The organism is Rhizorhapis sp. (assembly GCF_035276005.1).
In the GTDB taxonomy this organism is placed as follows: domain Bacteria; phylum Pseudomonadota; class Alphaproteobacteria; order Sphingomonadales; family Sphingomonadaceae; genus Rhizorhapis.
The window spans coordinates 1-20,828 of sequence record NZ_DATEMB010000058.1 but is presented as its reverse complement, the minus strand read 5'-3'; the positions used below and the strand labels follow the sequence as shown (position 1 = coordinate 20,828).

Below are 20,828 nucleotides of genomic sequence, written 5' to 3'. Positions count from 1 at the left end.
CGCCGCGCGCTTCAACCCCGATCTCAAGGCCAAATACCAACAGCTCATCGCCATCGGAAAGCCCGCCAAGGTCGCCCTCACCGCCGTCATGCGAAAACTCATCGTCACCGCAAACGCACTGCTCAGGGCAGATCGTCTCTGAAAGCTCAATCGCCCTTGACCATCACGGATACTCTAAAAATCCGCCGCGCCCTTGCGAAAGAGCAGCGATATATTGTTGGCTGGCATCTCTATCAGCCTTTCAAAGATCAGCCCGTTCTCCAGCGCCAGATGCTTGACGTCCTCGACTTGTCGCAGTCCCCATCGCGGATCGCGGCCCCTGAGCGCCTCATCGAAGGCAAGGTTGCTTGGCGCGGTCTCCACGTCAGGCCGGAAATAGGGGCCGTAAAGATAAAGCAGCCCGCCATCCGGAAGGAGGCGTCCGGCACCGCGCATAAGCCCCTCTGTTGCCTGCCAGGGACTGATATGCACCATGTTGATACACATGATCGCATCCGCATGCTCCAGCCCCCAGTCGGGTGAGCAGACGTCGATCGCCAGTGGTGGGCGCATATTGGCACGCCCGGCCTCGCCGGCCCAGGCGGCTATGGAACGCAGCGCATCGGGATCAGCATCGCTCGGCTGCCAGTCGAGCCCAGGAAAGAGCCGCGCAAAGTGGACGGCATGCTCGCCGCTCCCGCTAGCGATTTCCAGAACCAGCCCCTTGTCGGGTAGCGCCTCCTGCAAGACGGCCGCGATATAGTCGCGGTTGCGTTCAGTGGCGGGTGCATGCCGCTTGATGAGCCGCAGCCCTTCGCCTGGAAGCCAAGGCTGCGACTCGCCGGTCACTCGGCCGCCTCCTGAAGATGCGGCTTTTCCCACACCAGCACGGGCTTTCTGGCGGCCTGGGTCTCGTCCAGGCGCCGGCGCGGCGCATGAAGCGGGGCGTTGCGAAGCGATAAATCGCCTTCCCGCGCCCGTTCCGCAAGACTGCGCAGCGCGGTGATGAACTGGTCGAGCGCCGCCTTGCTCTCCGTCTCGGTCGGCTCCACCAGCATCGCCCCATGGACCACCAGGGGAAAGTACATGGTCATCGGGTGGAATCCCTCATCGATGAGCCCCTTGGCGACATCCAGCGTCGTCAATCCTTCGGCAAAGCCCCTGTCACTGAACAATGCCTCATGCATGCAGGGGCCCGTGCTGCCGAAGGGCGCATCCAACACATCCTCCAGACTGCGGAGGATATAATTGGCGTTCAGAACGGCATCGCCGCTCACTTGACGGAGACCATCCGCGCCATGGCTCAATATGTAGCTCAGCGCCCTGGTGAACATGCCCATCTGGCCGTGGAAGGCCACCATGCGGCCGAAACTGGCGGCATGATGCTCCTCCGCAGTCTCTTCCTCGACCAGATGATAGCCATCAGCCATGCGCTCCACGAAAGGCAGCGGGGCAAAGGGCGCGAGCGCCTCGCTGAAGACCACAGGGCCGCTGCCGGGACCGCCCCCGCCATGGGGCGTGGAAAAGGTCTTGTGAAGGTTGATGTGCATTGCATCGATACCAAGGTCGCCGGGACGGACCCGCCCCACAATGGCGTTGAAATTGGCGCCGTCGCAATAGACGTAAGCGCCAGCTTCATGCACCGCGTCGGCGATCTTCTTCATGTCGCGCTCGAACAGGCCGCAGGTATTTGGGTTGGTGATCATGACCGCCGCCACATCCGGTCCAAGCCGGGCCTTCAATGCGGCAAGGTGCACCCGCCCGTCCGCATTGGCCGGAATATCTTCGACCTTATAGCCGCAAAAGGCAGCAGTGGCTGGATTGGTGCCATGAGCGCTTTCCGGGACCAGCACGACCTGCCGCGGATCATTCCTTGCTTCCAGCGCGGAACGGATCGCCAGCAGACCGCATAGCTCGCCATGCGCTCCCGCTTTGGGGCTCATCGCCACGGCCGCCATTCCGGTCAGGGTCTTCAGCCAGTGCGCCAACTCGTCGATCACCGCAAGCGCGCCCTGAACGGTGGAGACGGGCTGCAGCGGATGGATGTCGGCAAAGCCCGGCAGGCGCGCGACCTTTTCATTGAGGCGCGGATTGTGCTTCATCGTACATGACCCAAGCGGGAAAAGGCCAAGGTCGATGGCGTAATTCTGGCGGCTGAGGCGGGTATAATGGCGAACCGTCTCCTGCTCCGACAGGCCCGGAAGTCCGATACTGCCTTTGCGTTCCAAGCCGCCGAGGCGCGATTCTACCGGGGGGACGGGATCGAAATCCACGCCGCTCGTGCTGGCGCCTCCGATCTCGAAAATGAGCGGCTCTTCCAGCATCAATGCGCGGTTGCCGGTCGTCGTCGCTGGCGCCTCGATCTCAGCATGTTCGGGCCGGGTCGGGCGGCCTTCATTGAGCATAGTCATGCCAGCACCTCCTCCAGAGCAGCGGCCAAGGCTTCCACATCCTCTCGCGTCGTTGTTTCGGTGACAGCGACGACAACGCCGTTGCCGATATCCGGCGCATCCGGGAAAAGGCGGCCAAGTGAAACGCCTCCCAATATTCCCTTCTCTGCCAGTTGGCGGATAGCCGCGCGCGCGTCCTGTTCCAGCACCAGCGTAAACTCGTTAAAGAAGCTCTCGTTGAGAAGGCGCACACCTGGTACGGCCGCCAGCCGTTCGGCTGCCTCAACGGCGCGGCAATGGTTCAATGCCGCGAGTTCCCTCAGTCCCTTTTCACCAAGCAGCGTCATGTGAATTGAAAAGGCGAGCGCACAGAGGCCGCTATTGGTGCAGATATTGGACGTCGCCTTTTCCCGGCGGATATGCTGTTCCCGCGTGGACAGCGTCAGCACGAAGCCCCTCTTGCCTGCCGCGTCCACGGTCTCTCCGCATAAGCGGCCCGGCATTTGCCGCACATATTTCTGCTTGCAGGCGAAAAGGCCAAGATAAGGCCCTCCGAATTGCAGACCGACGCCGATCGACTGCCCTTCGCCCACCACGATGTCGGCACCCATTTCGCCGGGCGGGATCAGCGCCCCGAGCGCCACTGGCTCTGTGACGGCAGCTATAAGAAGAGCGCCCACCTCATGCGCCTTGGCAGCAATGCTGGTGAGGTCATCTATCCGGCCAAGGATGTCAGGATATTGCACGACGACACAGCTCGTATCCTTGTCGATGGCAGAAATGAGTTCGGCGAAATCCGTTTGAGGCTCCAGCCGAGGCGCGGAATGGATCAACTCGTCGCCGGTAAAGCGCGCCATCGTCCGCGCGACTGAGACATAATGCGGATGGAGTCCCGAGGAGAGCAGCGCCTTTGTTCGCTTGGTAATGCGCCGCGCCATGACGATCGCCTCCCAACAAGCGGTGGAGCCGTCATACATGCTGGCATTGGCCACATCGCAGCCAAAGAGGCGCGCGACTTGCGTCTGGAATTCAAAGAGAACCTGCAGCGTCCCTTGCGCGATTTCAGGCTGATAGGGCGTATAAGCCGTCAGGAATTCCCCGCGCTGGATCAGATGGTCGACACTGGCGGGAACATGATGCCGATAGGCTCCCGCTCCAAGGAAGAAGGGCGCATCGGCCGCCGCAAGGTTGCGCCTGGCAAGGGCTGAAAGATGCCGCTCCACCGCCAACTCGCTGGCATGGTCGGGCAGTCCCTCGATCTTTTCGGCAAGACGCGCCTCTGCCGGAACGTCGGCGAAAAGGGAAACAACGGACGGCGCACCGATGCGTTGGAGCATCTGAGCCCGATCAGCGTCTGTAAGTGGCAGGTAACGCATGACTAATCCAATTCGTCAAAGGCCCTTGAGAAACTTGTTGTAGGCGGCATCATCCATCAATCCTTCGAGTTCTGAAGGATCGCTCAGCCGCATGCGAAAGAACCAGCCTTCTTCCTCCGCGTCGCTGTTGACCAGGGCAGGTTCCTCTTCGAGCGCGCCGTTCACTTCGACCACCTCGCCGGAGACAGGCGCATAGACATCCGAAGCCGCCTTTACGGATTCGACCACGGCCGCGTCGTCGCCCTTCTGAAACTTCGCGCCTTCGGCAGGCAGCTCGACGAAGACGATATCGCCGAGCTGGCCCTGCGCATAATCGGTGATGCCGACCGTGGCGATCTCCCCCTCCACTTCGATCCATTCATGTTCGTCGGTGAAATAGCGGCTCATTTTTAAGCTCCTTGACGATGATAATGATGCGGTACGAACGGCATCGGCACGACAGTCGCCGAAAGCCGCTTGCCTCTTACTTCCAGTTCCACCTTGCTTCCGCTGGCGGCGTGCTGAGCGGTGACGTAAGCCATGGCTATGGGCGCACCGAGGCTCGGCGCGAAGCCGCCCGACGTGACGCTGCCAATCTCCTCGTCCCCTACGAAAACCTTTGCTCCTTCCCGCGCGGGCAGGCGGCCATCGAGCGTCAGCCCCACCCGCCGCGTCGCCGGTCCCTCGGCAGCAAGGCGCAGTATGTGGTCGGCACCGGGAAAGCCGCCTTCACTGCGGCGGCGTTTTGAAATGGCAAAGCCCAGATCGGCGGAAACAGGGTCGATATTCTCATCGAGGTCATGACCATAAAGCGGCAATCCCGCTTCCAGCCTCAAACTATCGCGAGCACCAAGACCAATGGGCTTGACCTCGGGCAAGGCGCAAAGTTCGTCAGCGAACGCCGCAGCAGCTTCAGCGGGCAAGCTGATCTCAAACCCATCCTCGCCGGTATATCCCGAGCGGCTGATCCACAGATCTGAGGTCCGCCAGCGAAAGGGCCCCGCCTGCATGAAGAACAGCGCCTCGACACCAGCCACAAGGCTGGAGAGGGCTTTAACGGCCTCAGGCCCCTGCAATGCCAGCAGCGCCTGCTCATCAAGATGATTGATAGTGATTTCGTCGGGAAGATGCTCGCGGAGATGGGCAATGTCGTCCCATTTGGTGGCTCCGTTCACGACCATATACAGCCCGTCCGGCCGGCGGGTCACCATCAGGTCGTCCAATATGCCGCCCTCGCCGTTCAGGAGCAGCGAATAACGCATACGCCCCTGCTTCAGGCCGGCAATGTCGCCTGGCAGCAGCGTTTCAAGAGCGCCATCCACGCCTTCGCCCGAAAAGACGAGCTGGCCCATATGGCTGACGTCGAACAGGCCGGCATGCTCGCGGGTCCAAAGATGCTCAGCCATGATGCCTTCATACTGGATGGGCATGGCGTAACCGGCGAAGCTGACCATCCGCCCACCGCTCGCACGATGCCACGCATCCAGCGGCAGCAGCGCATCGGCCGCATCGATGTCGGTATTTTCCAGGTCGGTTGCACTCATATCAGCCTCGTTTCATTGCAGGGGATAGGGATAAGCGCCAATTCGGGCGTCCATCTCCATCACCCCCTCTGTCACGAAACCTGAGAGCTTGACCGGCGGGATTGGACTCCGCGCGGCTTACACCTTCGGTGGGACGGCTTGGCCGTCCGCTTTCCAGAGTGCCTCCTTGACGATGCGGTCCTTTGACCTGAGAGTTTCCGGGGCGGTTGCTCCTTCGGCGTCCCCTCCTCCGTTGCTGGCGGAGCGGATCTCTCCCGCATCATCATCCGCCCGAATCCGGGCAGCGACAGGGGACTTGTTGCCCAGGTGATCCCTAGTGTCAATCGCGAGCGGCCAATTGTCCTTCCCGCCCCGCCTCGGGCGGAAGGGGAAACGCTTACAGGATGAAGCCTTCGGGCAGGCCCGAGGTCCCATAGATTTCCCGATGCCGCGACACGGCATAGCGGTCTGTCATTCCAGCGATGAAATCGGCAATATGGCGGCTCTTCTGCGGCTCCTCATCGCCGCAGCGGCGGGTCCAGCCGTCCGCCATCAGCGAAGGATCGGCATGATAGGCAGCGAACAGATCATTGACGATCTTCTGCGCCGCTTCGGAGGCCGCAAGCTGCCGGGGATGATGGTAGAGCGTTGCATACATGAACCGCTTCCACTGCCGTTCCGCCTCGACCAGCGCGGGGGAAAAACCGCTCAACATATGCCCTGCCGAGCGGACATCTTCTACTGTCCCGATCCCTGCTTCCCGGACGTTCGTCCGCGTATTTTCAATGACATCATTCACCATGAGACCGATCTGATCGCGGATAAGCTCGGGAACCAGCCGCTCATGCGGAAGATCGGGAAAGCGCGCTTCGACCCGCTTCCAGCTCGCGCGAACGAACGGCACCTCCAGAAGCTGCTCGAGGGTGAGCAGCCCCGCGCGGATGCCGTCATCAATATCGTGATTGTCATAGGCAATATCATCGGCGATCGCGGCGACCTGCGCCTCCAGCGAGGACCAGCCTCCAAGATCCAGCGGGAAAAGCGCATCGACCTCGCGCATGGCCCAGCCCGGATGTTCGACCGGACCATTATGTTTTGCCAGGCCCTCCAGCATTTCCCAGCTAAGATTGAGGCCGTCCCAGCGTGGATAGGGAGATTCCAGCAGCATCAGCGTGCGCAGCGTCTGTGCATTATGATCAAAGCCGCCATGGTCGCGCAGGGCGGTCTCCAGCCCCTCCTCGCCCGCATGGCCGAAGGGCGGGTGACCGATGTCATGGGCCAGGCAAAGCGCCTCTGTAAGATCCTCATTCAGCCCCAATGCGCGGGCGATCGTCCGTCCGATCTGCGCCACCTCAAGGCTGTGGGTCAGCCTCACCCGGTAGTGATCGCCATCGGGGGCGATGAACACCTGAGTCTTATGGCGCAATCGCCGGAAACTGATCGAATGGATGATCCGGTCCCGGTCGCGCTGGAAAGCGTCGCGGGGGCCCCGCGTTTCTCCGCCCGGTTCATTGTGCTGCCGTCCCCGGCTTTGTTCAGGGCGGCTGGCATAGGAGGCATGGGAGCAGGTCATGTTGGCGCCCTTATGCCGATCGTCATTTTTCGTCGAGCATTACAACCTCAAGGCCTTCGATGCTTTGCCATATATAGCCGTCTCCACCCGCCTTCATCCAGTCCGAGTAGAAGCTCTTTGCGGCCGCAGTCGTGGCGAAGGGACCAACAACCATCCGCCGGGTTGCGCCCCATTGCGATGTCCAGGCGTCCCTGCCCTTCAACAGCTCAGGATGTTTTTTCCGCAGCTTTCCCATGTCGAAGGCCAGGGCCTTGATATTCTGGCCCGTGGCGATTTGAACCCAGATCCGGGCGGGATTTCTGGCCTTAGCGTCGGCTTCTGCTTTTGCCTTGGCTTTCGCTTCCGCTTCCGCTTTGGCTTTTACCTTGATTTCGGCGTCGGCCTTCGCCTTGGCCGCAGCTAGTTGCTGGGCTTTGCGTTTTTCAGCCTGAAGGCGGGCTATTTCGGAAAAATCGACCGGTGCCACGCTTTGGGCCCGCTCAGACTCGGGCACCGCAACCGAACTCATGATCTGGGCCAGGTTGCGCCGCTGCTGTTCCACTGGCGGCACAGCGGGCACGGGATCGGGCACAGGCTCCTGAGCGGGCGGCCCCACACGCTCGGGTTGCTGAACGGGCGGCCGGCTGGTCAGGGGACGCGGCTCCGGCGGAGACAGTGGCCCCGCCGCCATGGCCCTTGCCGGGGGAATAGCCGTGGGCCGGGCAGCAGGCGAAGCGGGCGCGCCCCGCTGCACGGGGGCAGGCTGGGCCGTGGCCTCTCGTGCCGGTTCAGCGCGTGACCGGCGGTCACGGTTGGCGTTCATGGCCGGTGTTTGGGGCTTCGCTACAGCCACTGGCGGAGATTGGGGTTTTGGCCCCGCAGGAATGCCTGCACCCGCTGTTCGAACGGTGCCTGCCGGAAAATTCCCGAAATGCACGGCCGCCGCGCGCTGCGCCGGGCTTAGCGAAGGCATACGGTCCATGAAGGGCTGAATCGCCTCGGCCATGTTCCTTGGCATCATCACGGAAGTGATGTCCCGCGCCTGTTTTGCCTGTCCATTCATGGCGAGAATGAAGGCCCGGTCCCGCCAGGCCCCCTTGTCACTCTTGCGCAGGAGGGGATCAAGCATCCGGTCTGCCTCCTGCCATTTGCCTGAAATCCCCAGGGAAACCGCATAACGGCGAACAAGGACCGGATCGCGGCCATTCTTTTCAAGCGCCAGCTTGTAATCCTGCTGCGCCCGCACCTGGTCCCCGGTCAGGTCAAACGCCAGGCCACGATCAACCGCAATGTCTGCATCCCGCGCACCGAACCGTACCGCTTCGCCGAACAGTCGAAGCGTTTCGACCGGATTTTCCATACCCAGCATCGCTCGGCCAAGGCCGGTCTTGACGCGATAGTTGCTCGGCGAAACCTCCTGAGCGCGTGCAAAAAAGCCAGCCGCGGCCCGCGAATCATTGAGCTTCAGCGCCGCCTCCCCGGCCCCGATCAGCGCATCCAGATCGCGTGGATTGGAGGCGAGGCGCGAGAGATAGCGCCCCAATTCCTCCGCGCCTTCGGGCTGCCTGATCTCAAGCGATGTCGTCCCTTGGGCGGACTGCGCCTGGGCAAGATTCGAATATGCGATGAACGCGCCCGGCAGCGCCGCCAAAGCGAGCAATTTGACTGAAAACGAGGTCACAGGCCGATCAATAGCAAGGCAGAGGATGAATGGAAAATTTATCCGCCAGGGCAGCACGGCAAACAGTAGCGGGCGTGAGATGAATGCCCCCTGAGCTGGGCGGCATCATGCCGAGCCTTTCCCATAGCGGGCGCGGAAGTCCCTGGCGAAATCAGCAAAGCGGCCCTCGGCAATGCTTTCCCGGATGGCAGCCATCAGCGCCTGATAGAAGCTGATATTGTGCTGCGTCATCAGCATTGCTCCCAATATTTCACCCGCCTTTACCAGATGATGGAGATAGGCCCTGCTCCATGTGGCGCAGACCGGGCAAGTGCAGCCGGCATCCAATGGCTCCTGGTCCTCGGCAAACCGGGCGTTGCGGATGTTGAGGGGGCCGTTCCAGGTAAAAGCCTGGCCGTTCCGGCCACTGCGCGTGGGGAGCACGCAATCGAACATGTCGATCCCGCGTTCGACCGCGCCAACGATGTCATCTGGCTTGCCGACGCCCATCAGGTAACGTGGCCGGTCCGCAGGCAGCATGCCGGGTGCGAAATCAAGCGTGGCGAACATCGCCTCCTGCCCCTCGCCCACGGCAAGGCCGCCCACGGCATAGGCGTCAAAGCCGATCTCGATCAGCTTCTGTGCTGAAATGCGGCGAAGCTCCTCATCGAGAGCCCCTTGCTGGATGCCGAACAGCGCGGCCCCCGCTGCATGTTCGGCTCCATCGTCGAAGCCCTGGCGCGACCGGGCCGCCCAGCGCATCGAACGCTCCATCGAGACCGCGGCTTCATCCCGTGTGGCACCGTTCTTCGTGCATTCGTCAAAGGCCATGACGATATCGGAACCCAAAAGCCGCTGGATCTCCATCGACCTTTCCGGTGTCAGCAGATGGCGCGAACCATCAATATGGCTGGAAAAGGCAACGCCTTCTTCGCTCATCTTTGTGAGCGCCGAGAGGCTCATCACCTGATAGCCGCCGCTATCGGTCAGGATCGGGCGCTCCCATCCCATAAAGTCATGCAAGCCACCCAGCCGGGCAATCCGCTCGGCACCCGGTCGAAGCATCAGATGATAGGTGTTGCCGAGAATGATATCCGCGCCCGTCGCGCGGACCTCCGCCGGCCGCATCGCCTTTACCGTGGCCGCCGTGCCGACCGGCATGAATGCGGGCGTATGGATGTCGCCACGCTGCATTTCGATGACGCCAGTGCGCGCCTTGCCGTCGGTGGCTGAGATTGAAAAGGAGAATCTGGGTCGGGGCATAGAGGCCCCTCTAATAGTTGGCGGGCTCAGCAGGTCAAATGGCTTCCCCGTAAAAGCACGTATTCACGCACACTGCCTCTCGCAATATATCAATAGTTAACGCGCTTTTCACTATTTTGGGACTATGTTACAAGCGGTTGTCTGATGCAGCGGGGGGGCTACCGCTTGTCTCGACATAAGAAAAACGGATCAATCCGCTTCCGCGGGCGAACTCTTCAATCCGGCGATAACGGCCGATGAAGGTTTCGATGCCGGCTGTCATGGTCAATTCCCATGGACGGCCGTCGGGCGTGCGCAGCATCAACGCCACACGCCCCTGATTTTTCGAAAAGTCCGCCATAGGGACGGATATAGGGGGCAAAGGTAAAAAAAGGATTTTTGCAGATCCGGTATGGAGGGGCGCGACGGATTTCCGGCCAGAGAAGTCCAGAACTGAGTCTTCGGTGCAACAATCTGAGTCTTATGGGCCACAGATTTGGTAAAAAGTGAGTTAACAAATGTCCCGATATGGAAACGCTGTTGCGTTGCAACAGGGAAATATGCACTCCTATGACGTAACGAAGTTCCGGGGGGAACCTAAGATGATTGAATCCGGCCATTTTAACGGGCTCGCGCGCTCAGTTGAGACGGCCCGCGGCGTAGCGGACAACGACCTTGGCGTAGATGTTCGCCGCTCCCCGTCGCCGCTTTTCGATCTCGGCCAGATGGAGGTCAATTGGGAAGCAGACATCGGCACACTCTGGGCGTTTATTACTCCCCGCGACCGTCCGAATTACAATCTCGGCCTGCTGCGCGACACGATGACTTGGCAGAATGAAGCCAAGCGTCTGTTCGGCGAGGCGCGTTCGCCCTTGAAATACATGGTTCTGGGCTCCCGCTTTCCGGGGGTTTTCAATCTTGGCGGTGATCTCGACATGTTCGCCGACTGCATTGAGAGGCAAGACCGGGCGACCTTGCTGCAATACAGCCATCTCTGCGTCGAGATCGTGGACAAGGTCTGGAACTGCAACGACATGAACGTCGTCAATATCGGCCTTGCCCAGGGCGACGCTCTTGGCGGCGGGTTCGAGGCGCTGATGACCTTTGACGTCATCGTGGCTGAACGCCAGGCGCGCTTCGGTCTTCCCGAAATCCTGTTCGGCCTGTTCCCGGGAATGGGTGCATATTCCATCCTCGCCCGGCGGCTCGGCCATGCCCAGGCTGAACGGCTTATTCTGGAAGGAAAAGTCTACAGCGCCGAAGAAATGTACGAGATGGGATTAGTCCATGTCGTAGCGGAAACCGGCCAGGGCGAACAGGCGGTGCGCGACTATATCAAGACCAACAGCCAGCGTCATAGCGGCCATGTCGGCGTTTACCGCGCCGGCCGCCGCGTCAATCCGCTGCTTCTGGACGAACTCAAGGAAATTGTCGAAAACTGGGTGGATACCGCGCTCAAGCTCACTGACAAGGACCTGAAGCTTATGAGGCGTCTCGCCTCAGCGCAAACGCGTCTTCATATGCGTTGATGCTGACGCTCGGCTGCATGTCGAGCAATGGCATTTCCTCCTGTTCGTTACGTTCCCTGAGAAGCGCCGACACTTCGGCGTCGCCCAGGGGACGGCAGAGCAGATAGCCCTGGACGTCGGTAAATCCAGCTTCGCTCGCATAGCGAAGCTGGTCCGCCGTTTCGATCCCCTCAGCAACGGTATCCATCTGCAGCGCCGCCGCCAGATGCGCGACCGACTGGATGATAGCGCGATCCTCATAGCTTTTGTGAATGCCGGCCATGAACGACTGATCAACCTTGATCGTGTCGAACTTGTATGAGCGCAGATAGCTGAGCGAACTGTACCCCGTCCCGAAATCGTCAAGCGCCAGCCTGAGCCCAATGCGCTGCAGTTCGCGCAGAATCTGGCTGGTCTGAAGATTGTCCTCCAGGAAAACCGATTCGGTTACCTCCAGTTCCAGGCGCCGAGCCTTCAGACCCGACGAATAAAGACAGGCGATGACTGTGCGCGGCAAATCGCCTGAACGCAGCAGGGCGGGCGATATATTGACGGCGACCCTGATATCCTCCGGCCATTGCGCAGCGGTCGCGCAAGCCTGCCCCAGCACCCATTCGCTGATCGGCCCGATCATCGAGATGCTTTCGGCGATCGGAATGAACTCGCCTGGCGAGACATCGCCAAGCACTGGATGGTGCCAGCGGATCAATGCCTCGCAACAGGCAACGCGTCCGGTCTTGATGTCGAATATCGGCTGGTAACGAATGCTGAACTCGCCGCGTTCAATGGCCTTCCGAAGGCCCGCCTCAATTTCCCTGACCCGGTGCAGCCGCTCCTTCATCGACCATTCGAACAGGCTGAAACGGTTACGCCCGCCATTTTTCGCATGGTAAAGCGCAACATCGGCGTGCTGCAGGATTTCCTCCCGATCGGCGCCATCCTGCGGCGCGACAGCGATGCCGATCGAGGCTGTGACCGAAAGATTGTGGCCGCTCATTTCGAAGGGATCGCGGAAATAATCGAGAATATCCTCGGCGATCTCCGCCGCCTGCTGCCTTCCGGTATGGCGGCACAGGATGATGAATTCGTCGCCGCCGAAGCGCGCCACCGTGCCCCGGCCCGCGAGCGCAGCCCCAATCTTTTCAGCCACCAGTACCAGCAGTTGGTCCCCCACCATGTGCCCTAGCGAATCGTTGATCTCCTTGAAGCGGTCGAGATCCATCCACAGGACCGCAATCTGGTCAGCGTCGCCGGTGCTTTCCTCGAACATGTCGCGGATGCGCATCTGCATCGCCATCCGATTTTCCACGCCGGTCAGGCTGTCATAGCGGGCCAGCTTTTCAAATTTTGCGGCAAGCAAGGTTTTCTGCTGCTTGCCCGTAAGCGCCTGAAGGACGATGCGATGCGTCGTGCTGGAGATTTCCGCCATGCCGGGGATCATCAGCACAAGAACGATCGACAATATGCGATAGCCAATGTCCTCAACCAGCCAGAGCCCCAACGCCGTGGGCGCAAGGGCGAGAAAGACCTGGCCTATCGCTATGTGCACCCGCCCGGCATTCCGGCCCGAAATGCCGCCCGCATAGCCAGTCGCCAGCGATACCGAAAGCATGTGCACGATTGCATTATCATTGCGGATCAGGACGGCGCATGCGAGCAGTCCCAGTAGAGACGCATAGAGCCACGCGCCCAATTCATAGGCCAATTCCCATCCACGCGATCCCTTCACCGCCCCCTTGGTCATGTTGCGGTGGAAATAGGTGGCGGAAACGACGCGAGAGGCCGCAACCAGGCAAATCAGGATCGCCAGGCAATTGGCGACAGCGTCATCCGCCGCGCGAGCCACGGCAATGCTGACCGCGCTGCCCGCAATGGCCCCGATCGTCAGTGAAGCTGGCGACGCATAAAGTGATTCGACGAGCGCCCGTTGGACATCAGCATTCTGCTGCGCGTCAATTGCCGCCTTGGCGCGCCATCTGGACAGCAAATTTTTCAGGCGCGAGCTCAGCATCATCCACCTCTTAATGGACGAGCAACCTTGTTTTTTCGTTAATTTCTGGAAAGAAATCTATGCTGTTATAAAGAAAATCGAAGCTATTTCAAACAGTTATTAAATGACCATGCTGGCGCGCAACTTTTTCGCTTTTTTCCTTCCCATTGAGCGGCGCCGTCTAATCAGGCAGCAACAGACTGGCATCGCCATAGCTGTAAAACCGGTACTCAGCGTCGATGGCATGACGGTAGGCGGTCAGCATTTTTTCCCTGCCCATCAGGGCGCTTACCAGCATGAAGAGGGTGGAACGCGGCAAATGAAAGTTGGTCATCAACCCGTCGGTGGCGCGAAAACGATAGCCCGGTGTGATAAAAATGCGCGTGTCGCCTTCGAACGAACCTATGATCCCATTTTCGTCCGTTGCACTTTCCAGCAGGCGCAGACTGGTGGTGCCGACCGGAATGATGCGCCCTCCCCTCGACCGCACGCCGTTCAATCTCTCGGCCGCAGCATGGTCAATCCGCCCCCATTCCGCATGCATCAAATGATCGGCTGTATCGTCGGCCTTTACCGGCAGGAACGTTCCAGCACCCACGTGGAGCGTCAGCGTTTCGCTCAAAATGCCCCGTGCGGCGAGCCGCTCAACCAGTTGAGGGGTGAAATGCAATGCGGCTGTAGGAGCAGCGACAGCGCCTTTTTCCCGGGCGAACATCGTCTGGTAATCGTCGCGATCACGCCTGTCGGCGGGCCGTTTGCTTGCGATATAGGGAGGCAATGGCATCCTTCCTGCCCGTTCGAGCAGCACCTCCACAGGTTCATTGCCCTCAAACTCCAGCGTGACCGTGCCATCGTCCGTCCGCGCGCCCGCAATGGCGGTGACTCCTTCGCCAAAGTCGATCCGGTCGCCCTCACGCACGCGCCTCGCATTGCGGATGAAGGCCTGCCATTGCCTGAGGCCCGTCCGCTTGTGCAACGTAGCGCCGATCCGGGCATCACCTCGCTGTCCCTCAAGCTGCGCCGGTATCACCCTCGTGTCGTTGAAAACCAGGCAGTCGCCTGGCCTCAACAGGTCCGGAAGGTCCGAAACGTGCCGATCCTGCAGCCCAATGGGGTCCACCACCAGCATGCGCGCGCTGTCGCGCGGACTAGCGGGGCGCAGGGCAATCCGCTCGCTGGGAAGATCGAAATCAAAAAGATCGACGCGCACGCACTCGGCCTAAACTCATTTATTGCTTGATCGGCGCGTTCAGATCGTCAGCCGTTATCTTCGCCGCCGGTTGCCCGGTTTCGGCAGGGGGCAAGGCCGCAGGCGGCGTCTTACCGTCAGCTTCGATCGAGGCTTGAAGGATTTTCGCAGGGTTGGCTGGCGGCTCGCCCTTCGCAATGGCGTCCACATATTCCATCCCACCGATCACCCGTCCGAAGGCGGTATATTTCCGGTCCAGTGAAAATCGGGGCAGCAGCATGATGAAAAACTGGCTGTTGGCGCTGTCCGGTGAGGACGCCCTTGCCATCGATACCGTCCCCCGCAGATGCGGATAGGCGTTGAATTCCGCCTTCAGGTCGGGAAGCTGCGACCCGCCTTGTCCCGTGCCGGTCGGATCGCCCGTCTGGGCCATGAAGCCATCAATCACCCGATGGAAAATGATACCGTTGTAAAAGCCCTGCCGTGCCAGCGCCTTGACGCGCTCAACATGGGTGGGCGCAAGGTCGGGCCGCAACTGGATACGCACCCGGCCACCGGTCGAAAGGTCGAGATCGAGCACATTTTCGGGATCGATGGGCACGCTTGCCGGCGGACTTTGAACCGGCGCAGGCTTCACCTCCGGCTCCTGTGCCACTGCTACGGAGGCGGCAAACAGAACCGGCAAGCAGACAAACAGGGCTTTTAAGGACATGTCGAAATTCTCTCCGAAATAGCGGCGCCGAAGGGCAGCGGGACCTACCAAAGTGCAAATGAACGGATCATGACGCTCCGAGCCTGGTTTGCGCAATGCGTTCAACCACCTGGTTCCGCACGGCCGGCGTCACGAATTTGGAGATGTCGCCGCCGAACATCGCGATCTCCTTGACCAGACGGGAAGCGATCGGCTGCAGCGAGACATCCGCCATTAAGAACACCGTCTCGATCCGGCTGTTCAACTGCTGGTTCATGCCGGCCATTTGGTACTCATATTCAAAATCGGCCACGGCGCGCAGGCCCCGAATGATGACATTTGCGCCCTCGCGCTCAGCAAAATCCATCAGCAGCGAATTGAACGCCACCACATCAATATCCGAGTCAATGGATGCGCATTCCCGCCGGACCATCGCCATCCGCTCCTCGACGTTGAACATAGGCGACTTGGACATGTTATCCGTGACGCCGATGACCAGCCTGTCGACAAGCTTCGCACCACGCCTGATGATGTCCATGTGCCCCAGAGTGATGGGATCGAACGTGCCCGGATAAACCCCTACCCGTGGCTTGGTTCTCGTCATGTCAGCGGTCCCTCTCTACAACATAATCGGCAATTGAGCGCAGCAGGTCCGCCTCCGATCCATAGACGTGCAGATGGTCCTTGGCCTGCTGCACAAGCAGCTTTGCTTGTTCCCGGGCCCTCTCCACCCCCAGAAGCGAAACGAAGGTTTCCTTGCCTGCCCCGGCATCCTTGCCCAGCGTCTTGCCGGCAAGCGCCGCATCGCCCTCCACATCCAACAGGTCGTCGGCAATCTGGAAAGCAAGGCCGATGTCGCGCGCATAGCCTCGAAGGCCCGTGCGTCCCTCCGGCGGCACGCGTGCCATGATCGCTCCAGCTTCCAGACAAAAGGAAAAGAGAGCGCCGGTCTTGAGCTGCTGCAGCCGCGTGACCGTGGCAAGATCAAAGCTCGCCCGCTCGGCCTCAATGTCCATCATCTGCCCGCCCGCCATGCCTGAGGCGCCCGCCGCCCGTGCCAGCTCGAGCATCAGTTCAACGCGGACAAATGGGTCCTGGTGCGTTTCCTCATTGCCCAACACCTCAAAAGCCATCGTGTGCAGCGCGTCGCCAGCAAGGACGGCCGTGGCTTCGTCAAATGCCCGGTGAACAGTGGGCTTGCCCCGCCGCACATCGTCATTGTCCATGCATGGAAGGTCGTCATGGACGAGCGAATAGACATGGATGCACTCAATTGCGACGCCGACGCGCGATGCAGCCCTGCCGTCAATATTGAAAAGATCGCAAGTCGCCTTCACCAGCAGGGGACGGAGCCGCTTGCCCCCGGCCATGGCGGCATGACGCATCGCCTCATATAGCTGCCGGCGCGGATCGCCGGGAAGCGCCAGAATATGATCGAATTGCGCGTCGATGTCATGAGCGACACGCTCGATCGCAAGACCAAGACTGACGCCCGCCTTCAATGCCTCAATCCGAACCGAAGGGCTCAGTACCGGCAATACTGCCATCGCTGCCCAGCGTGATCTTGTCGATCCGCGCCTGCGCATCGGCCAGCCGCTTCTGGCATTGCGCACGCAGCTTGTCTCCCTCGGCATAGAGGGTGATGGACTGGTCAAGCGGCACGTCGCCACTTTCCAGTTGCTGCACGATCGCCTCCAGCCGCTTCAGTGCATCCTCGAAGGACAGGGATGAAAAATCGGTTTCTTCCGCCATGCGCCTGCAATGACGGGGCCGTTGGCCGGGGTCAAGTGGCTGTGACATGAAGGTCGGGGGGGCGGCTCGTTTCAGGCCGCGGAGAAATCATAAACCCGGCTCACGAAATTTTCTTTCGATATTTGGGTATGTGGAGCCCGGCTCACCATTATTTCCGCAGAATAGGCCGTAAAGGGGATTGACCTGAGGCCGTACAATGGCAAAGAACGGCGCGTTATGAACGCTTATTTTCCTCTTACCGCCGCCGCGGCCCTCATGACCCTGACGGCATGTGGCCAGTCTCAACCTGAAGTTGTCGACAACAAGGCACCCGACGCTATCGGTGCACAGGTCGCCCAGGCTGCTCCTGTGGAACTGCCGCCGGCAGTGAAGGACAGCCGCAGCTATCGCTGCAAGGACAACAGCATCATCTATGTCGACTTCCTTGCCGACGACAAATCCGCCAACCTGCGCACCGACAAGGCCGGCACGCCGACCGCGCTGAAGGCTGACGCTCCTGGCAAGCCCTACAAGTCGGACGGCTTCGAAGTCGTCGGAAGCGGCACTTCCATCACCGCCACCATTCCAGGCAAGGGCACGCAGGATTGCAAGGCCTGAACCTAATTCCCATTCCATCCAGACCAGAGCAAGGGCCGGGACGCAAGTCTCCGGCCCTTTCGCTTTTCGAGAGAGCAGATTGTCCGTCGTGAGGCGCCAGAACCATAAGTCTTAAAGGAGCCTTAGACCTGCAACGCCGTTGGTCCTGAGCTTTTCGGAGAGCCATTCTTCTTCTGAAGAAAAGGGCTGAGCTTCGACAAACTCAGCTCGAACGGGCTTAGGTTCGATTAACGGGATGCGCTAATGCCGGAGCGCGGTTTCTGTTGGCTCCGAGGTCACAGGATAGCCCCGATCGTCGGGAATGCAGAGATGCGGTGTGCCCGCACGCTCCTCGATCCAGGGCGTGACAGTGTCAACCGGGATCGACCGCGCGTGAGCGCAGGCTGCATCGAAATCGGGAAACTGAGCCAGCCGCTCCAGATTCCGCTTGGTCGGAAAGATAAGACGCACTTCACCGCTTTCCGCCCGGGCGATCAGGTTCCGGGCACTGGCCCAGAACAATCGTACATTCTCGGTTGCGTCGACGCGCGCCGCGTGACTTTCATCGGGAAGCCGCGCCAAGTAAAAGCGTGTGTCGTACACACGGGCATGAGGCAAGTTCGGCCGCCAGCGAGCGAAAGGTACAAGCTGATCAAGGGCGAGTTCGAGCCTGAAATCCTCAAGCACTGCTCCGAAGTTCTCGCCGGAGTTCAGCCTTTTTCGCATCTCCATCGCGAGTTCTGCATCGACATTCCCGGCAAAACCCAGGGTAAGGCCACTTTCCTCAAGCGTCTCGCGTATCGCCGCCACACGCGCGGCGGCTTCGGCAAGATCCAGTTCAGCGCCGAACATCCGGGCTGGGATTTCATCTGCCGCATCCACTGCGCCACCCGGGAACACAAGAGCCCCTGCCGCAAAGGCCATGGTGCCGGCGCGCTCCATCATCAGCAATTCGGCCTCTCCACCGGCAGGTTGGCGGAAGATCACCAGCGTGGCAGCAGGACGGGCGGGCGGCAGCTCTTCTTTCGTCGTCATCTGACTCCCTTTAGGGCAAAATCATCGGCAGGGAACCCTTTCCCTCAACATAAGCAAGCTTCGCATCCGATCTACAGATGCCCCGCTTCGGGACAGTGTCTAATCCTCCTTGGCCGTGGAATTCCGGTAATGCCGGTGCTAGAAATTTGGTTAATTTTAACTTTCCAGCTTTGGGCCTTGGGAGCAGCAATCATGCAACGGTTCATCCTGTGGGCAGCAGCCCTGGGCATGGCGGGTCTTTGGACACCTGCGGCGAGCGCCCGCAACGGAGCAGTAAACCTGCCTGTAACGGGCAGCGGATCAGTGTCGGTCATGCGGCACGGCAATCGAGGCCATCTGCATATGCACCGTTTCGGACATATGACCGGTGGACATCGGCATGGCGGATTCTTTGCGACGGGCTGGATGGTCTGGCGGGCGCCGGTATTCGGCTATGTCCTACCGTCCTATTGGGTGCAGCCGGCCTTCTATATTGCTGATTACCGGGCCTACGGTCTGCCGGTGCCGCCCTATGGTTACGGCTGGTCGCGCTATTATGACGATGCCGTGCTGACTGACCGCTACGGGCGGGTCTATGATTCGCGCCGTGGCATCAGGTGGGAAGACACATACCGGCAGGCCCCTCCCCCGCGCCTGCCAGACTATGATTATGGCGATTACAACGACTATGGCGTGACCTATGGCCATGCTTCAGCGGAACCGGAATATCGCGGCACTTGGACCGGAACCTGGACGGGCGCGGACGGGCGGACATATAGCGGCACTTATAGCGGAGAGTATCGCAGCGGAGGGGATGCGGTTCCCCATTGGCAAAGCGCCCCGGCCATGCAGCCAGCCCCCGTGCTGCCCTATCAGACCGGCTATTATGCTGGCGGCTATTATTATCCTGCGCCAAGTGTGACGACAGTGGTGGTCCATCCATCGGTGACGACGACCACCACCACCTTCATCGAGGAAGAAGTGATCCACCCGGCCCCTCGCAAGACGTGGAGCCCGAAACGAAAGTCAGTCAAGCGGCGGTGATGCGAGCCTTTGCAGCCGTCACGCCAGCTTAAGTCCCTCCCGGTTCATCTTGGCGGCGAGTTCCTTGCTGGAGCGTTCGCTGAGCATTCCTTTCAACCGGGGGAAAAGCCGTTCTTCTTCGTCGGACATATGGCTCAATATGTCAGTGCGGAAACTCGCCAGCTTGCTCTGGAACGCCAGGTGATCTTCGACCAGACTCGCGAGATCATAGAGATATTGCTTCACATAACCATGCTCGCGGTTCAGGTCGTCGGCCTCTGCCTTCATTCCCGCATCGCGCATGGCGGGGTAGATGGTATTTTCCTCTTCAAAAGCATGGCGCGCGAGGGCATTTTTTAGCTTCATCAGCAAAAACGTCCGTTTCCTGGGCTCGTTCTCCTCCGTCTGTTCCAGCTTGTCGAACATTTCGAGCGTCGCCTTATGTTCGAGCTTCAACGCCTCGTCCCAGCTAGCCGCAAGGGCGGTCGGCGCCTGGACCGCCAATTTTCTTCCAATTCCTGCGATCAGTGCAATTCCAAGGCCAATGCCAGCGCCCTTGAGCGTGCTTCCACCTGAATGCGTTGTGTGCGTCACCATCTTGGTCCTCCTCTTTCTGGAGAAAGAACCGGCAAGTTGACGCAGCGTTCCGCCAAAGTCCGCGCCTGCGTGTTTTGGTCAGGCAGCCGCCCCGGCCGGGACTCTCTTCAATGCCTGACGCCGCCGGTACTGCCGGAACCAATCCAGGGCCGGGCGTTCCGCCACATGCCAGGAAAGGACAGCAAGAGGCAATGTAAGCAGAGCCGTTGCCGCCGCGAGCGTCAGATGCGATCCCCAGCCGCCCAGCATTCCGAGCGCCACCATGACCGGAAAGGCATAGATGTACATGCCATAGCTGTAATCATGCCAGCGCCCTGCAATCGCCCCCCGGCGCGCGGTGAGGAATCCGAAGCATAGCAGGGCATAGCCCACGAATACCGCCCGGACGTGAAGGCCAAAGCCGCCCTGATGCGCAAGGATGTTGAGCAGGAACATCATGCCCAGAGCGGACCAGGACAGCCTGATCCTTTCGCGGAAGATATAGGCGGCGGTCCCCAGGGCGAACAGCGACCACAGCCGGTCCGCCATGTCGGGATAATAAAGCGCATCCGCGCCAACAAGGCCGCTGGCCCACTGCCGCACCGCGTCCAGGTCCCAGACCAAAGCAAGGACAAGCGTGGCGGGCAGGACCAGCCGCACCATCATTTTTTCCCGCGCCAGGCCAAGCAATGCCAGCAGCCCCAGCAGAAGATAGCAGCGCGCTTCCCAAGGAAGTGTCCACAAGCTGCCATTGACGGTGCAGGGCTCGCCCCCGCAATTCACTCCGGTCAGATAATAGGCAGGCGCG

At 60.4% G+C, this 20,828-nt stretch carries 21 protein-coding genes, 1 pseudogene and 1 riboswitch; of the genes and pseudogenes, 4 read left to right on the top strand and 18 right to left on the bottom strand.

What is annotated here, in order from left to right; translation table 11 throughout:
• Positions 1-142, top strand: a pseudogene (locus tag VJS46_RS13000) (IS110 family transposase); the annotation flags it as partial.
• Positions 143-174: 32 nt separating this feature from the next.
• Here the strand turns inward: VJS46_RS13000 and VJS46_RS12995 are convergent.
• From VJS46_RS12995 to VJS46_RS12955, 9 genes are all read right to left on the bottom strand, one after another.
• Positions 175-828 (bottom strand): DUF938 domain-containing protein, encoded by a 654-nt coding sequence (locus VJS46_RS12995; RefSeq protein ID WP_324060490.1) that lies wholly within the window; start codon positions 826-828, stop codon positions 175-177.
• Complete coding sequence (gene gcvPB / locus VJS46_RS12990) at positions 825-2,390, bottom strand: aminomethyl-transferring glycine dehydrogenase subunit GcvPB (RefSeq protein WP_324060489.1); 1,566 nt, start codon at positions 2,388-2,390, stop codon at positions 825-827. Before gcvPB ends, VJS46_RS12995 begins: the two co-directional genes overlap by 4 nt.
• Positions 2,387-3,745, bottom strand: a complete 1,359-nt coding sequence (gene gcvPA / locus VJS46_RS12985; protein WP_324060488.1) for an aminomethyl-transferring glycine dehydrogenase subunit GcvPA — start codon at positions 3,743-3,745, stop codon at positions 2,387-2,389. Before gcvPA ends, gcvPB begins: the two co-directional genes overlap by 4 nt.
• A gap of 15 nt (positions 3,746-3,760) precedes the next feature.
• Complete coding sequence (gene gcvH / locus VJS46_RS12980) at positions 3,761-4,132, bottom strand: glycine cleavage system protein GcvH (RefSeq protein WP_324060487.1); 372 nt, start codon at positions 4,130-4,132, stop codon at positions 3,761-3,763.
• Between the two features lie 2 nt (positions 4,133-4,134).
• A complete protein-coding gene (gcvT, locus tag VJS46_RS12975; RefSeq protein ID WP_324060486.1) occupies positions 4,135-5,268 on the bottom strand; it encodes a glycine cleavage system aminomethyltransferase GcvT in 1,134 nt (377 codons plus the stop codon).
• Positions 5,269-5,433: 165 nt separating this feature from the next.
• Positions 5,434-5,535, bottom strand: a riboswitch (glycine riboswitch).
• Positions 5,536-5,644: 109 nt separating this feature from the next.
• On the bottom strand, positions 5,645-6,820 hold the full coding sequence (locus VJS46_RS12970; protein WP_324060485.1) for a deoxyguanosinetriphosphate triphosphohydrolase: 1,176 nt from the start codon (positions 6,818-6,820) through the stop codon (positions 5,645-5,647).
• Between the two features lie 22 nt (positions 6,821-6,842).
• Positions 6,843-8,480 (bottom strand): SPOR domain-containing protein, encoded by a 1,638-nt coding sequence (locus VJS46_RS12965; protein WP_324060484.1) that lies wholly within the window; start codon positions 8,478-8,480, stop codon positions 6,843-6,845.
• 105 nt (positions 8,481-8,585) lie between these two features.
• Positions 8,586-9,722, bottom strand: coding sequence for a tRNA guanosine(34) transglycosylase Tgt (gene tgt, locus VJS46_RS12960; protein WP_324060483.1), 1,137 nt, complete (start codon positions 9,720-9,722; stop codon positions 8,586-8,588).
• A gap of 127 nt (positions 9,723-9,849) precedes the next feature.
• Positions 9,850-10,062, bottom strand: coding sequence for a hypothetical protein (locus tag VJS46_RS12955; protein WP_324060482.1), 213 nt, complete (start codon positions 10,060-10,062; stop codon positions 9,850-9,852).
• Positions 10,063-10,303: 241 nt separating this feature from the next.
• Here VJS46_RS12955 and VJS46_RS12950 point away from each other — a divergent pair, with 241 nt between their 5' ends.
• Positions 10,304-11,230 (top strand): crotonase/enoyl-CoA hydratase family protein, encoded by a 927-nt coding sequence (locus VJS46_RS12950; RefSeq protein ID WP_324060481.1) that lies wholly within the window; start codon positions 10,304-10,306, stop codon positions 11,228-11,230.
• Here the strand turns inward: VJS46_RS12950 and VJS46_RS12945 are convergent.
• The 6 genes from VJS46_RS12945 to VJS46_RS12920 all read right to left on the bottom strand — a co-directional run bounded on the left by VJS46_RS12945 (position 11,184) and on the right by VJS46_RS12920 (position 16,831).
• On the bottom strand, positions 11,184-13,223 hold the full coding sequence (locus VJS46_RS12945) for a putative bifunctional diguanylate cyclase/phosphodiesterase (protein WP_324060480.1): 2,040 nt from the start codon (positions 13,221-13,223) through the stop codon (positions 11,184-11,186). The genes VJS46_RS12950 and VJS46_RS12945 overlap by 47 nt on opposite strands.
• Positions 13,224-13,380: 157 nt before the next feature.
• Positions 13,381-14,409, bottom strand: a complete 1,029-nt coding sequence (gene queA, locus VJS46_RS12940) for a tRNA preQ1(34) S-adenosylmethionine ribosyltransferase-isomerase QueA (RefSeq protein WP_324060479.1) — start codon at positions 14,407-14,409, stop codon at positions 13,381-13,383.
• Between the two features lie 19 nt (positions 14,410-14,428).
• Positions 14,429-15,100, bottom strand: coding sequence for a peptidylprolyl isomerase (locus VJS46_RS12935; protein WP_324060478.1), 672 nt, complete (start codon positions 15,098-15,100; stop codon positions 14,429-14,431).
• A 67-nt stretch (positions 15,101-15,167) separates the two neighbouring features.
• The gene (gene coaD, locus VJS46_RS12930; RefSeq protein ID WP_324060477.1) at positions 15,168-15,683 is read right to left on the bottom strand and encodes a pantetheine-phosphate adenylyltransferase; all 516 of its coding nucleotides are present in this window, start codon (positions 15,681-15,683) and stop codon (positions 15,168-15,170) included.
• Between the two features lies 1 nt (position 15,684).
• On the bottom strand, positions 15,685-16,581 hold the full coding sequence (locus VJS46_RS12925) for a farnesyl diphosphate synthase (RefSeq protein ID WP_324060476.1): 897 nt from the start codon (positions 16,579-16,581) through the stop codon (positions 15,685-15,687).
• Between the two features lie 4 nt (positions 16,582-16,585).
• Positions 16,586-16,831 carry an exodeoxyribonuclease VII small subunit gene (locus tag VJS46_RS12920; RefSeq protein ID WP_324060475.1) on the bottom strand — a complete coding sequence of 82 codons (246 nt, stop codon included), beginning with the start codon at positions 16,829-16,831 and terminating at the stop codon, positions 16,586-16,588.
• A gap of 216 nt (positions 16,832-17,047) precedes the next feature.
• On the opposite strand from VJS46_RS12920, the gene VJS46_RS12915 reads away from it, so the two are divergent.
• Positions 17,048-17,428, top strand: coding sequence for a hypothetical protein (locus VJS46_RS12915; protein ID WP_324060474.1), 381 nt, complete (start codon positions 17,048-17,050; stop codon positions 17,426-17,428).
• Positions 17,429-17,668: 240 nt separating this feature from the next.
• On the opposite strand, the gene VJS46_RS12910 is transcribed toward VJS46_RS12915, so the two are convergent.
• A complete protein-coding gene (locus VJS46_RS12910; protein ID WP_324060473.1) occupies positions 17,669-18,442 on the bottom strand; it encodes an NUDIX domain-containing protein in 774 nt (257 codons plus the stop codon).
• Between the two features lie 192 nt (positions 18,443-18,634).
• On the opposite strand from VJS46_RS12910, the gene VJS46_RS12905 reads away from it, so the two are divergent.
• A complete protein-coding gene (locus VJS46_RS12905; protein ID WP_324060472.1) occupies positions 18,635-19,465 on the top strand; it encodes an RcnB family protein in 831 nt (276 codons plus the stop codon).
• An 18-nt stretch (positions 19,466-19,483) separates the two neighbouring features.
• Here the strand turns inward: VJS46_RS12905 and VJS46_RS12900 are convergent, their stop codons facing one another.
• Positions 19,484-20,041, bottom strand: a complete 558-nt coding sequence (locus VJS46_RS12900) for a hemerythrin domain-containing protein (protein ID WP_324060471.1) — start codon at positions 20,039-20,041, stop codon at positions 19,484-19,486.
• A 78-nt stretch (positions 20,042-20,119) separates the two neighbouring features.
• A partial coding sequence (locus VJS46_RS12895; RefSeq protein WP_324060470.1) for a hypothetical protein occupies positions 20,120-20,828 on the bottom strand: 709 nt, incomplete at its 5' end.